Raw genomic sequence first — 13331 nt, 5'->3', positions numbered from 1 at the left:
CATGCAGAAAGTTGTTCTCGCGACCGGCAACGCCGGTAAAGTGCGCGAGCTGGCCTCGCTATTAAATGATTTTGGTCTGGACGTGGTCGCCCAGACCGATCTTGGCGTGGATTCCGCCGAAGAGACGGGGCTGACGTTTATCGAAAACGCGATCCTCAAAGCACGCCATGCCGCGCAGATTACGGGCCTGCCCGCGATTGCCGACGACTCCGGCCTGGCCGTAGACGCCCTTGGCGGCGCGCCGGGGATCTACTCTGCGCGCTATTCCGGCGTTGACGCTACCGACCAGCAGAATCTGGAAAAGCTGCTTGTCGCCCTTAAAGACGTACCGGACGAACAGCGCTCCGCGCAGTTCCACTGCGTGCTGGTCTATATGCGTCACGCGGAAGACCCTACTCCGATCGTCTGCCACGGCAGCTGGCCGGGCGTGATTACTCGTGAAGCGGCTGGCAACGGCGGCTTTGGCTACGATCCGATTTTCTTTGTCCCGACCGAGGGCAAAACCGCTGCGGAACTGACCCGCGAAGAGAAAAGCGCGATATCCCACCGTGGACGCGCGCTGAAACTGTTACTGGAAGCACTGCGTAATGGCTAATTTGCCGCCTCTGAGTCTTTATATTCACATCCCGTGGTGCGTGCAGAAATGCCCGTACTGCGATTTCAACTCGCACGCGCTGAAAGGCGAAGTGCCGCACGATGACTACGTTGCGCATCTGCTGGCCGACCTGGACGCCGATGTACCTTACGCACAGGGACGTGAAGTTAAGACCATTTTCATAGGTGGCGGTACGCCGAGCCTGCTGTCAGGCCCGGCGATGCAAACGCTGCTGGACGGCGTGCGTGCGCGCCTGAACCTGGCAGCGGATGCTGAAATCACGATGGAAGCCAACCCCGGTACCGTTGAGGCCGACCGTTTTGTCGACTATCAGCGCGCGGGCGTGAACCGCATCTCCATCGGCGTGCAGAGCTTTAGCGAGCCGAAACTGAAGCGCCTGGGGCGTATTCACGGCCCGGAAGAGGCGAAGCGCGCGGCAAACCTGGCGACCGGTCTTAATCTTCGCAGCTTTAACCTGGATTTGATGCACGGCCTGCCGGATCAGTCGCTGGAAGAGGCGCTGGACGACCTGCGCCAGGCCATTGCGCTGAATCCCCCGCATCTGTCGTGGTACCAGCTCACCATCGAGCCCAACACCCTGTTTGGCTCGCGTCCGCCGATGCTGCCGGATGACGACGCGCTGTGGGATATCTTCGAGCAGGGTCACAGGCTTTTAACCGCTGCGGGCTATCAGCAGTACGAAACGTCGGCGTATGCGAAGCCGGGCTACCAGTGTCAGCACAACCTGAACTACTGGCGTTTTGGCGACTATCTCGGGATTGGCTGCGGCGCGCACGGCAAGGTGACCTTCCCGGACGGGCGTATTCTGCGTACTGCCAAAACCCGCCACCCTCGCGGGTATATGGAAGGCCGCTACCTGGAGCGTCAGCACAACGTCGAGGCGGCGGATAAGCCGTTTGAGTTCTTTATGAACCGCTTCCGTCTGCTGGAAGCCGCGCCGCGCGCTGAGTTTGCGCTGTACACCGGGCTGGCGGAATCGGTGATTCGCCCGCAGATCGACGAAGCGCTGGCGCAGGGGTATCTCACGGAATGTGCGGAATACTGGCAGATCACCGAGCACGGCAAACTGTTCCTCAATTCCCTTCTTGAGCTGTTCCTCGCCGAAGAATCCTGAAGGCGGATTCAGGATTTTGCATCCCGTTCTGCCAGCTGAGGGAAAGGCTGGCAGAGTGTGGGGATGGACAAATCAAAACAACTCCGCAAACAAATGACGCCCGAAGAGTTACGCCTCTGGTATTTACTCAGGGGACGCCGCTTCTTTGGCTATAAGTTTCGCCGCCAGATGCCGATTGGTGCATATATCGTGGATTTTGCCTGTTTTAAGGCAAAGCTGATTATCGAGCTGGACGGTGGACAACATCAGAACAACGAAATGTATTATTCACGTCGTGCTGAATTTTTTAATGTAAACGGCTGGGAAATACTACGGTTCTGGAATAATGAATTTAGAGCTAATGAGGAGGAGGTAATGATGGCTATTCTGCAAAGACTGCAATGCCTGATGCCCTCACCCTAACCCTCTCCCACAGGGAGAGGGAACGATTACACCCTCTCCCCTGGGGAGAGGGATGGGGTGAGGGGCCCAGCGCGCAGAGATCTTACTTCAGCGTCCCCACCAGCGCCTTCCGGCTGTCTTCCAGCGACACCACGCGTTTACACACGTCTTTGCCGAACTGCTGGAAATCATCTTCCTGGTTCTTCCACTCGTTCTGAATGGAGGTCTGCAGGCCGCCCAGACTGCCCAGCACGCCCTGCAGCGGGTTACCGCCGCCTTTCAGCACTGCTTTGGCGCCCATCTCGTTGATGCTGTCCTGCAGGATGCCGCCCATCGCCTGGTTCACCAGCTGCTGCCCGTCAGCACGGACCTGATCGATCGCCTTATAGTGGAACGTCAGGCCATCGGAGCGCGTCTCGATAATACGGTTCATCTGCTCTTTAAGCTGCTTGTCCAGCTTCGTCAGGCGGGTGCGCATGTTGCTGCTCTCCCCCACCTCTTTGGTGATGATCTTATCCAGCGCCACGCGGCTCTTTTCGACGCGCGTCAGGGCACCTTCATTAATCCACGGCAGCGCGGTACGCAATTCGGACTGGTAGTCTTTCGCCTGCTCGCGCTGTGCGGCAGTCAGGTTATACTGCTTGCCGTTATAAGTGACGTTCCCTTCTGGCGTAATCACCAGATTGCCGTTCTCGCCTTTGACCTGCACGGTTTGCGGGCTTAACACCACGTCATCACGCGGGGTGACGCTACATTGATAATCCGCATGGGCGGTGAATCCGGTTGCCATCAAAGCAACGGCCAGCAACGTTTTGCGCATCTTAAACACTCCCTCAGACAAAACGGGCCAGCTAATGCTGGCCCCTTACTGCTTAATTAGTCCCACCAAACGTCGAAAAGTTCGCTGACGCGGACATCTTCGAGCTTGTGGTCTTCAAGCCACTTACGTACCAGAGCCTGATGTTCTTCGGTGCATTTACCCACTTCCTGGGTGCAGATCAGACCTTCCCAGGCCAGATAGCCGCTACCGTCGAAGGCCAGTTTGTTTGGCTCGATCACCTCGTTGATGAACGCATCCACGTCCTGATCGATCTGCTCAACGCTGGTGCCTTCCGGGAAACGCCACGCAACGGAGAAGCCCACTTCCTGGAATTCTTCGATGTGCATCTTTTTACGCAGACGACGGCTACGATTCTTTGCCATTATTTCACCCTCTCGAACATTAAGTCCCATACACCGTGACCAAGACGATGGCCACGCTGTTCAAATTTCGTTACCGGACGCGATTCCGGACGCGGTACATAGTCGTTGCTCGCAGACTGGTTTTTGTAACCGTCCAGCGACGACATCACTTCCAGCATATGTTCCGCATACGGTTCCCAGTCGGTCGCCATATGGAAGACACCGCCCAGCTTCAGCTTGCTTTTAACCAGCTCGGCAAACGGCGCCTGAACGATACGGCGTTTATTATGACGCGCTTTGTGCCACGGGTCAGGGAAAAAGAGCTGAACCATGGTTAAAGAATTGTCAGGAATCATTTTGTGCAGCACTTCCACCGCGTCGTGACACATCACGCGCAGGTTCTCAACGCCCTCTTCGTGGGCCGTTGCCAGACACGCGCCCACGCCCGGCGAATGCACTTCGATACCGAGGAAGTTCTGCTCCGGGCGAGCTTTCGCCATGGTCACCAGCGAGGCGCCCATACCGAAGCCAATTTCCAGCGTGACCGGCGCGTCGCGGCCAAACAGCTCGGCAAAATCCAGAGGCTGCTCGCTGAACTCAACGCCCATCACCGGCCAGTAGTTGTCCAGCGCGTGTTGCTGACCTTTTGTCAGGCGGCCCTGACGACGGACAAAGCTGCGAATACGGCGCAGCGGGCGACCGTTTTCATCAAATTCCGGTGAAATGACGTCGTTTTTCATAAAAGAGTTGTCTGCTTGTGAGAATGTTCGGGAAACGGGCATTATCCAAAGTTAAGGCTTCTATGCAAGCATGGGAAAGATCCGGTTTACAGCAGATTGACGCTGTGCTGCAATCTGCGTCCCTGATTATGCGAATCGATGACCATGCAAGCCTCTCAATTTTCAGCCCAGGTGCTGGACTGGTACGACAAATACGGGCGTAAAACCCTGCCCTGGCAAATTGAAAAAACGCCTTACAAAGTATGGCTCTCCGAGGTGATGTTACAACAAACGCAGGTCGCCACGGTGATCCCTTACTTCGAGCGTTTTATGGCGCGCTTCCCGACGGTGACCGATCTGGCCAACGCGCCGCTGGACGAGGTCCTGCACCTGTGGACCGGTCTTGGCTATTACGCCCGTGCGCGTAACCTTCACAAGGCTGCACAGCAGGTTGCCACGCGCCACAACGGGAAGTTCCCGGAAACCTTCGATGAGGTGGCCGATCTCCCCGGCGTCGGACGTTCAACCGCAGGCGCTATTCTCTCCCTGTCTTTAGGCAAGCATTTCCCGATCCTCGACGGCAACGTGAAGCGCGTGCTGGCGCGCTGCTATGCCGTCGACGGCTGGCCGGGGAAGAAAGATGTTGAAAAACGTCTTTGGGAAATAAGTGAAGCGGTTACTCCGGCTAACGGCGTCGAGCGTTTCAACCAGGCGATGATGGATCTCGGCGCAATGGTCTGCACGCGCTCAAAACCAAAATGCGAACTCTGCCCGGTGAATAATCTCTGCGTGGCGTATGCCAACCATTCATGGGCGCAGTATCCGGGTAAGAAACCCAAGCAGACGCTGCCGGAGCGCACCGGCTATATGCTGCTGATGCAGCACGGTGACGAGGTCTTCCTCGCCCAGCGTCCGCCGAGCGGTCTGTGGGGTGGTCTATACTGCTTCCCACAGTTTGAAGATGAAGACTTGCTGCGTGAATGGCTTAAAAAGCGCGGGATTGCTGCCGATAACCTGACGCAGTTGACCGCGTTTCGCCACACCTTCAGCCATTTCCATCTGGATATTGTGCCGATGTGGCTTCCCGTGTCCTCCTTCGCCTCGTGCATGGATGAAGGCACCGCTCTCTGGTATAACTTAGCGCAACCGCCATCAGTCGGACTGGCGGCTCCCGTGGAGCGCCTGTTACAGCAATTACGTGCCGGTGCAATGGTTTAGCATCGACAAGAAAAAGAGGAATGAGTATGGCCAGAACGATTTTTTGTACTTTCCTGCAGCGTGACGCTGAAGGCCAGGATTTCCAGCTTTATCCGGGCGATCTGGGTAAACGCATCTACAATGAAATCTCCAAAGAAGCCTGGGGACAGTGGCAGAAAAAGCAGACCATGCTGATCAACGAGAAGAAACTCAGCATGATGAACCCGGAACACCGCAAGCTGCTTGAGCAGGAGATGGTGAGCTTCCTGTTCGAAGGTAAAGACGTGCACATCGAAGGCTATACGCCACCGGAAAAATAACAGCGTGCGGGGGAAACCCCGCCGTTAAAGCAAACACAACACGCACTCCCGGAATGATGAAAAAACTTTTAGCGCTAGCCCTTGTTGCGCCGTTGCTTGTCTCGTGTTCGTCAAAAAAAGGCGAAGATTACAACGAAGCCTGGATCAAGGACACCAACGGTTTTGACATTTTGATGGGGCAGTTTGCCCACAACATCGAGAACATATGGGGATTTAACGAAGTTCTTATTGCCGGACCTAAGGACTACGTTAAGTACACCGACGCCTATCTGACCCGTAGCCACATCAACTTTGATGAGGGGACGATCACGATTGAGACCATTGCAGGCACGGACCCTGCGGCACGACTCCGTCAGGCGATAATCAAAACCCTGCTGATGGGTGACGATCCTGGCTCTATCGATCTCTACTCCGATGCCGACGATATCACCATCTCGAAAGAGCCGTTCCTGTACGGTCAGGTCGTCGATCAGACCGGTCAGCCGATCCGCTGGGAAGGCCGCGCCACGAAATTTGCCGACTACCTGCTGCAGACGCGCCTGAAGAGCCGCTCTAACGGTCTGAAGATCATCTATAGCGTCACCATCAACCTCGTCCCGAACCACCTCGACAAGCGTGCGCATAAGTATCTGGGCATGGTGCGTCAGGCCTCGCGTAAATACGGCGTGGATGAGTCGCTGATTCTGGCGATTATGCAGACCGAATCCTCGTTTAACCCGTATGCGGTAAGCCGTTCCGATGCCCTGGGGCTGATGCAGGTTGTGCAGCACAGCGCCGGTAAAGACGTCTTCCGCGCGCAGGGTAAATCCGGCACGCCGAGCCGTAGCTATCTGTTCGACCCGCAGAGCAACATTGATACCGGCACGGCCTATCTGGCGATGCTGAACAATGTCTACCTCGGCGGCATAGACAACCCGACGTCGCGCCGCTATGCGGTGATCACCGCCTATAACGGCGGCGCGGGCAGCGTGCTGCGCGTCTTCTCAAATGACAAAGTGCAGGCCGCGAACATCATCAACAGCATGGCGCCGGGGGATGTCTACTCTACCCTCACCACCCGCCACCCGTCTGCGGAATCCCGTCGCTATCTGTATAAGGTGAATACGGCGCAGAAGAACTACCGTCGTCGATAATCAACACACCTTTTCCTGCAAGGGGAAGGTGTTCTGCTTTCCCTCTCCCCGTGGGAGAGGGTCAGGGTGAGGGCATCAGACCGCACTCACTCACCCCACCCATACGAAAATGTTATTTGCATCACAATCCAAACTGCAAATTAATGTGGATTGCATTTTTTTGCGGGAGGTAACAAAACATATCGTTGCCAACTGATAGAATTGCATCAAATAACAACCCTGAATGTTCCCAAAACAACATATCTCCCGCTCACTTGTGAGGAAAGTAACATGAACCTTAAGCTGCAGCTTAAAATATTGTCGTTTCTGCAGTTCTGCCTGTGGGGTAGCTGGCTGACTACACTCGGCTCCTATATGTTTGTGACGCTCAAGTTCGATGGTGCGTCAATCGGTGCCGTCTACAGCTCGCTCGGTATTGCGGCTGTCTTCATGCCAACGCTGCTGGGCATCGTGGCGGATAAATGGCTAAGCGCAAAATGGCTGTACATGCTTTGTCATCTGGTGGGTGCGGGGACGCTGTTTATGGCAGCCCAGGTGACCACGCCGGGGGCGATGTTCATGGTGATCCTGCTTAACTCGCTGGCCTATATGCCAACGCTTGGACTGATCAACACCATCTCCTACTACCGCCTGAAGTCTGCGGATATGGATATCGTGACCGATTTCCCGCCAATCCGTATCTGGGGCACCATCGGCTTTATCATGGCGATGTGGGGCGTGAGCTTCGCGGGCTTCGAACTGAGCCATATGCAGCTCTATATCGGTGCGGCGCTCTCCGTGGTGCTGGCGATCTTCACCCTGACGTTGCCGACCATTCCGGTTTCTAACCAGCAGAAAAACCAGAGCTGGAGCACCATGCTCGGCCTGGACGCCTTCGCGCTGTTCAAAAACAAACGCATGGCGATCTTCTTTATCTTCTCCATGCTGCTGGGCGCGGAGCTGCAGATCACCAACATGTTCGGCAACACCTTCCTGCACAGCTTCGATAACAACCCGCTGTTCTCCGGCAGTTTTATCGTTGAACATGCGTCGGTGATGATGTCCATCTCTCAGATCTCTGAGACGCTGTTCATCCTGACCATCCCGTTCTTCCTGAGCCGCTACGGCATCAAGAACGTCATGCTGATCAGTATCGCGGCGTGGATGTTGCGCTTCGGCCTGTTCGCCTATGGCGATCCAAGCCCGTTCGGCACCGTGCTGCTGGTGCTGTCGATGATTGTTTACGGCTGCGCCTTCGACTTCTTCAACATCTCCGGTTCGGTGTTTGTGGAAAAAGAAGTGAAGCCTGAAATCCGCGCCAGCGCGCAGGGTATGTTCCTGATGATGACCAATGGCTTCGGCTGTATTCTGGGCGGCGTGGTGAGCGGTAAAGTGGTTGAGATGTACACCACTAACGGCATCACCAACTGGCAGCCGGTGTGGCTGATCTTCGCGGCGTACTCGCTGGTGCTGTTCTTCGCGTTCATCGCGCTGTTCAAGTACAAGCACGTGCGCGAGCCGCACGGTGCGCAGCCGATCGCGCATTGATTGTTGTGCCCGGTGGCGCTGCGCTTGCCGGGCCTACAAAACAAGACCGTAGGCCGGGTAAGGCAAAGCCGCCACCCGGCTATTTTATTCCAGACAGCACCCAACCCACCGACAGCAAATCCGCGCTGCCGCCCGGGCTCAGGTTCCGTTCAATCAGTGCGTTATCCATCTTAAGCAACGCCTCGCGGTCCCAGCCGTTAGCCAGCAGTTCCCGCGCGTAGCCCTGAACGTAGCGCAGCCCTTCCATGCCGCCGCGTGAAACCAGATTACTGTCCTGATTAACCGCCATCAGGCGTAACAGCAGGCCGTGAAGTGAATGTCCGTTCCACTGCGCCAGCGCCTTACGGACCGTCGCAAAGCCGCTCTCAGCCTCGCCGCGCGCCCCGGTTAAGCCGTACTGCTGAAACTGCCGCTCGCCCGCCGTCGCCTGCCCGCTGCGTGCGGCCAGCTCCCGCGACACCAGCCCGCGGCAGATGTTACTCACCTCACAGCAGAGGCTATCTGCGGAGATATTTTTCACACGACCGGCGGCGAAGCACAGTAAACCCAGGGCAAAAATCCCGCCCTTGTGGGTATTCACTCCGTTCGTCGCGGCGTACATCGCCTGCTCGCAGGCCATCCCCATCGGGCGGAGAAGCCGTAGCTGTTCGCCAGCGGGTTTATCCGCATGCGCGCTGCCCAACTCGGCAAAGCGCGTAAACCACGGCGTAATCGCCATAATGCTGCGAACGAACAGCGCGTGGTCCATATCGCGATGGGAACCGTTATTGAGCTTGTCCACCAGCCCGGGCTTGGGCGTCAGCTCCAGCTCCTGCCACAGCGCCGCTTCGGCAAGCGCAGGCACGTCAACCGGGCGCGGTTTAGTCGCGAGCAAACCAGTCATCAATCATTTTCTCCACGCGGGAAACCACCTGCTCCACAGGATGAGCGCGCGAACGGGAACAGGCATGAGCGGTCTCGTCGCAGATCAGGCAACGCCTTAGATTTGCGCCCAGCGACTGACGCCCGACGTGGCCGTGCTGAAGGCATATCACGTCCAGATCCCACAGCCTGCCGAGCGGGTGCGTCTGCTCCAGATCCGCACAGTGCGCTTTGATTTCCGCCGCCGGGTGGGCCACGCACCACAGGGCTTCTGGCCCAGTCGGGAGCCATAGAACCTGGCGGTCCAGCACCTGCCAGCGGTTTTCCCACAGCAGCTGGTCGCACATCTGCAGCGCCACGCCCATGGTGTTGCGATAGCGAAGGCTGTCCTTGATTTCCCCTGGCGTGACCAGCGTGAGGGAAATCACCGGTTGTTGATAGTGCTCGAGCATGTCAGCCTGGCGCGCTGCGCGGCGCTCTTTCGCCGCCAGCAGTTCGTCCAGGCTGACACCCGTCCGCACGGGTGTCGCTGAAATCATACTTACTCCTTCACCTGTCGCACGGTGTCGATCACGCTGCCGTCGCGGTAGCGGATCACCCCGACGATTTTGTCGGTAAACTCTATCGGTTTAGGGATGCCGGTCAGGGAGATCGCCCGCTCGTACAGCGCGTTGATATCCACAACCTTCAGCCCGGCTTCCAGCAGCCGCTCGCGGATTTCCGGACGCGCCGGGTTAACCGCGATGCCGTGGTCGGTGACCAGCACGTCGATGCTTTCGCCCGGCGTGAGGCGCGTGGTAACCCGCTTCACGACCGTGGGAATGCGGCTGCGCAGCAGAGGAGCAACGACGATGGTCAGATTCGCCGCGGCGGCCACGTCGCAGTGCCCGCCGGACGCGCCTCGCATCACCCCGTCGGAGCCGGTGATGACGTTGACGTTGAAATCAACGTCGATTTCAAGCGCGCTGAGGATCACCACGTCGAGCTGGTCGCAGCTTGCCGCCTTGCTGCCGGGGTTGGCGTAGACGTTGGTGGAGATCTCCACGTGGTTCGGGTTGCGCGCCAGCGAAGCCGCCGCCTGACCGTCAAAGCACTGGGTATCGAGCAGCTTTTCGATCAGCCCCTTCTCGTGCAGATCCACCAGGCTGCCGGTGATGCCGCCGAGCGCAAAGCGCGCCTTCACGCCGCTGCGCTCCATCTTCTCTTCCATAAAGCGGGTGCAGGCCGTGGCCGCCGCGCCGGAGCCGGTCTGCATCGAGAAGCCCGGTTTGAAATAGCCGGAATGCTCAATCACGTCCGCCGCATAGCGGGCGATCATCAGCTCGCGCGGGTTGCTGGTGACGCGCGCCGCGCCGACGCTGATTTTCGCCGGGTCGCCTACGCTTTCAACCTGCACGATGTAGTCCACCTGGTCCTGCACCAGGCTGGCGGGCATATTGGGGAACGGCACCAGTTCTTCGGTCAGCAGCACCACCTTGCGGGCAAAGTGCGCGTCCACCATGGCGTACCCCAGCGAGCCGCAGCACGATTTTCCGTGCGTCCCGTTGGCGTTGCCAAACTCATCGCTACACGGCACGCCGAGAAACGCCACGTCGATATTCAGCTCGCCGTCCTGGAGCAGCTTCACGCGACCGCCGTGGGAGTGGATTTGCACCGGCTCGTCCATCAGGCCGTGGGAGATGGCATCCGCCAGCCTGCCGCGCATGCCCGAGGTGTAAATCCGAGTGATGACGCCACTTTCAATATGCTCGATCAGCGCGTCGTTGCAGGTCATCAGCGAGCTGGAGGCCAGGGTCAGGTTTTTAAAGCCCATGCGCGCCAGCAGCGCCACAACGGTGTTGATCACCCGATCGCCTTCGCGAAACGCGTGGTGGAAGGAGATGGTCATGCCGTCCTGCAGGCCGCAGCGCTTAACCGCCTCTTCAATAGAGGCGCACAGCTTGCGGCTGTGTTTCGCGTCGCTGTCCGCCAGCCACGGCGTGGCGCTGTGGGCGGTATCAAACGGTTTTAGGTCCCGCAGATGGGGAAAATTCACGTGAAGAAGTTCTGTCTGATTCATTATTTCATCCTTACCGACGCACGCCGGAGGCCGCCGCGCGCTCCAGCACCACCTGCGCGTGGTTAATAATCGGTGCATCCACCATTTTGCCGTTAAGCGACACCACGCCCAGACCGTTACGCTCGCCCTCTTCTGCAGCCTCAATCACCCTTTTGGCGTGATCCACCTCTTCCTGCGTCGGGGCGTAGGCGTTGTGCAGCAGGTCAATCTGGCGCGGGTTAATCAGCGATTTGCCGTTAAAGCCCATCTTGCGGATCAAATCGACCTCACGCAGGAACCCGGCCTCGTCGTTAACGTCTGACCACACCACGTCGAAGGCGTCGATGCCCGCCGCGCGGGCGGCGTGCAGCACGGCGCAGCGGGCGTAGAACAGCTCGGTGCCGTCGCCGCGCTCGGTCTGCATGTCCATCACGTAGTCAAAGGCGGCCAGCGCAATGCCGATGAGGCGCGGAGAGCTGCGGGCAATCGCCACGGCGTTGATGACGCCAATGGCCGACTCAATCGCCGCCATTACGCGGGTGGAGCCGACCTCGCGGCCACACTCCTGCTCGATGCGCTCAAGGTGGCCTTCCAGCTCGTAGATGTCGTCCGGCGTGTCGGTTTTCGGCAGTCGGATCACGTCCACGCCTGCCCGCACGGCGGCTTCCAAATCCAGCAGGCCAAACGGCGTGCTCAGCGGGTTAATGCGCACCACGGTTTCGATATCCTGATACATCGGGTGCTGCAGGGCATGGAACACCAGCATGCGCGCGGTATCCTTCTCGCGCAGGGCAACGGCGTCCTCAAGATCAAACATGATGGAGTCGGGACGGTAGATAAAGGCGGTGGAGAGCATGGCGGCGTTGGCACCCGGCAGGAACAGCATACTGCGGCGGAGTTTGCTCATTTCAGCGCCCCCCAGTTGATGGCCTGTTCATCGGCGGCACGCATAAGCGCGCTTTGCAGGCGGGCGCGGATCACACAGTCCAGCGCCCCTTTGTCTTCAATAATAATTAATCCCTGGTGCACGTTCATGGCGCGCAATGTGTCGTTGACCACCTGGCGAATTTGTTCGCCAAACTGCTTAATCACTTCACTGTGGATGACTATCTCCAGCTCGCCTTGAGCGGGAGCGATTTTCACCATCAGGTCGCTGGACTCCTGCGTTCCGGCCAGCGCCTCCCTTACAATTTTCATGATAAATTCCTGGTAGTTAAGCGACTTCCGCACTCGCACGGTAATGCGTTTCGAGATGCGCGAAGGTGGAGTCCGGGACAATCTCCCGGATCCGGGAAAACTGCTGTGTCTTCAGTAATCGACGCACTTCGGACGCCGATATGGCGTTACCGGTGGCCTTGATGCGCGGCATTTCCACCACCTCAATATGCGAGGCCAGCAGGTCGTGCAGCGTCTGGTTGTACTGGCGGGTAATGTCGCAGAACGGCTCCGAGCCGATGAAGCGGTGCGTGATGCCCAGCGCCGGGGCAATGAAGTCCCGGAAGATCAGCACGTCGATCTCGCTCCACGCCTGCTGCACTTTGCCGGTCTCCTTCAGGAAGTAGGCCGGAAAGGTGGCGCGAGAGATGATGTACTGCGAGCCTTCATGCACCACGACGTTCGGCAGATGCGCCACGCCCGCGCGCACCATCTCCAGACGCGCGCTGAACGGGAAGAACGAGGCGTCTTCACGCACCACAAAAAGATGCAGGGCATCGCACCGCTGCACCGCCTGCTCCACCAGATGGCGGTGGCCGAGGGTGAACGGATTGGCGTTCATCACTATCGCGCCAATGTTCTTCCCGCACTTGCGCTTCGCGCTCAGGGAACGGCAGTAGCGCTCGATCCCCTGCGGGGTGTTCTCCATCAGCACCGCGTTGTTCCCGCTCTGGGCAATCGGCCAGAAGCCGCTGCGGGCAAAGCGCTCCCGGTTGCACGGACGGGTGCAGAGGAAGAGGTGAAAATGGCCGCACTCCAGCGCCGCATTTTCCACCTCTGCCAGCAGCCGCGCGCTGAGGTTCTCGCCGCGAAGCTGCTCGTTGACCGCCACGCATTTGATGACGTTGGCAGCAAGCCCTGCGCAACCCACCAGCTGCGAGCCGGACCAGGCTTCGACGAACAGCGTGATGTCGTTGTCCAGGCCAAGGCCGCTGTCTGCCAGCAGGTAGCGGATCTGGCTTAAGCGTTCCGGGTGTTTCGCCACGAGGGTGTGGCGAAAATCGATGGGTTGCGATTGCATGCTGCCG

The 13331-nt window shown here is 58.4% G+C and carries 16 protein-coding genes; 7 read left to right on the top strand and 9 right to left on the bottom strand.

Annotation, left to right across the window (positions count from 1 at the left end; genetic code table 11):
- The first annotated feature begins 1 nt into the window (after window position 1).
- From F0319_RS20350 to F0319_RS20340, 3 genes are all read left to right on the top strand, one after another.
- Window positions 2–595, top strand: coding sequence for an XTP/dITP diphosphatase (locus F0319_RS20350; protein WP_149367655.1), 594 nt, complete (start codon window positions 2–4; stop codon window positions 593–595).
- Entirely contained in the window at window positions 588–1730 is a 1143-nt protein-coding gene (gene hemW / locus F0319_RS20345) for a radical SAM family heme chaperone HemW (protein WP_149367654.1), read from the top strand. The genes F0319_RS20350 and hemW overlap by 8 nt, the downstream gene beginning before the upstream one ends.
- A gap of 63 nt (window positions 1731–1793) precedes the next feature.
- On the top strand, window positions 1794–2132 hold the full coding sequence (locus tag F0319_RS20340) for an endonuclease domain-containing protein (RefSeq protein ID WP_149367653.1): 339 nt from the start codon (window positions 1794–1796) through the stop codon (window positions 2130–2132).
- 82 nt (window positions 2133–2214) lie between these two features.
- Here the strand turns inward: F0319_RS20340 and F0319_RS20335 are convergent, their stop codons facing one another.
- The 3 genes from F0319_RS20335 to trmB are packed head-to-tail and all read right to left on the bottom strand — an operon-like array spanning window position 2215 to window position 4033.
- Entirely contained in the window at window positions 2215–2931 is a 717-nt protein-coding gene (locus F0319_RS20335) for a YggN family protein (RefSeq protein ID WP_008499762.1), read from the bottom strand.
- Window positions 2932–2987: 56 nt separating this feature from the next.
- Window positions 2988–3314 carry a YggL family protein gene (locus tag F0319_RS20330; protein WP_003862421.1) on the bottom strand — a complete coding sequence of 109 codons (327 nt, stop codon included), beginning with the start codon at window positions 3312–3314 and terminating at the stop codon, window positions 2988–2990.
- Window positions 3314–4033, bottom strand: a complete 720-nt coding sequence (trmB, locus tag F0319_RS20325; protein WP_025912470.1) for a tRNA (guanosine(46)-N7)-methyltransferase TrmB — start codon at window positions 4031–4033, stop codon at window positions 3314–3316. Before trmB ends, F0319_RS20330 begins: the two co-directional genes overlap by 1 nt.
- Before the next feature lie 144 nt (window positions 4034–4177).
- On the opposite strand from trmB, the gene mutY reads away from it, so the two are divergent.
- The 4 genes from mutY (at window position 4178) to F0319_RS20305 (ending at window position 8189) form a co-directional block, all read left to right on the top strand.
- Window positions 4178–5230: an A/G-specific adenine glycosylase gene (gene mutY / locus F0319_RS20320; protein ID WP_168708010.1), complete on the top strand. Its 1053-nt coding sequence runs from the start codon at window positions 4178–4180 to the stop codon at window positions 5228–5230.
- Window positions 5231–5256: 26 nt separating this feature from the next.
- Window positions 5257–5529 carry an oxidative damage protection protein gene (locus tag F0319_RS20315; protein WP_023309138.1) on the top strand — a complete coding sequence of 91 codons (273 nt, stop codon included), beginning with the start codon at window positions 5257–5259 and terminating at the stop codon, window positions 5527–5529.
- Window positions 5530–5585: 56 nt separating this feature from the next.
- Window positions 5586–6662, top strand: a complete 1077-nt coding sequence (mltC, locus tag F0319_RS20310) for a membrane-bound lytic murein transglycosylase MltC (RefSeq protein WP_111963230.1) — start codon at window positions 5586–5588, stop codon at window positions 6660–6662.
- Between the two features lie 270 nt (window positions 6663–6932).
- Window positions 6933–8189, top strand: coding sequence for a nucleoside permease (locus F0319_RS20305; RefSeq protein WP_115876247.1), 1257 nt, complete (start codon window positions 6933–6935; stop codon window positions 8187–8189).
- 79 nt (window positions 8190–8268) lie between these two features.
- Here the strand turns inward: F0319_RS20305 and citG are convergent, their stop codons facing one another.
- Genes citG through citC form a run of 6 tightly spaced genes read right to left on the bottom strand, consistent with a single transcriptional unit; the run spans window position 8269 to window position 13324 of the window.
- A complete protein-coding gene (gene citG / locus F0319_RS20300) occupies window positions 8269–9072 on the bottom strand; it encodes a triphosphoribosyl-dephospho-CoA synthase CitG (protein WP_149367652.1) in 804 nt (267 codons plus the stop codon).
- Window positions 9050–9589, bottom strand: a complete 540-nt coding sequence (citX, locus tag F0319_RS20295; RefSeq protein WP_149367651.1) for a citrate lyase holo-[acyl-carrier protein] synthase — start codon at window positions 9587–9589, stop codon at window positions 9050–9052. Before citX ends, citG begins: the two co-directional genes overlap by 23 nt.
- A gap of 2 nt (window positions 9590–9591) precedes the next feature.
- Window positions 9592–11109, bottom strand: a complete 1518-nt coding sequence (gene citF, locus F0319_RS20290) for a citrate lyase subunit alpha (RefSeq protein ID WP_111963234.1) — start codon at window positions 11107–11109, stop codon at window positions 9592–9594.
- A 10-nt stretch (window positions 11110–11119) separates the two neighbouring features.
- The gene (citE, locus tag F0319_RS20285) at window positions 11120–11995 is read right to left on the bottom strand and encodes a citrate (pro-3S)-lyase subunit beta (protein WP_023306921.1); all 876 of its coding nucleotides are present in this window, start codon (window positions 11993–11995) and stop codon (window positions 11120–11122) included.
- Window positions 11992–12285: a citrate lyase acyl carrier protein gene (gene citD, locus F0319_RS20280; RefSeq protein ID WP_047173578.1), complete on the bottom strand. Its 294-nt coding sequence runs from the start codon at window positions 12283–12285 to the stop codon at window positions 11992–11994. Before citD ends, citE begins: the two co-directional genes overlap by 4 nt.
- A 16-nt stretch (window positions 12286–12301) precedes the next feature.
- Window positions 12302–13324, bottom strand: coding sequence for a [citrate (pro-3S)-lyase] ligase (citC, locus tag F0319_RS20275; protein WP_149367650.1), 1023 nt, complete (start codon window positions 13322–13324; stop codon window positions 12302–12304).
- Between the last annotated feature and the right edge of the window lie 7 nt (window positions 13325–13331).

Origin of the sequence: Enterobacter vonholyi, assembly GCF_008364555.1 — a bacterium.
In the GTDB taxonomy this organism is placed as follows: domain Bacteria; phylum Pseudomonadota; class Gammaproteobacteria; order Enterobacterales; family Enterobacteriaceae; genus Enterobacter; species Enterobacter vonholyi.
The sequence above is the reverse complement of the archived record's forward strand: the minus strand, read 5'-3'. Positions and strand labels throughout refer to the sequence as shown.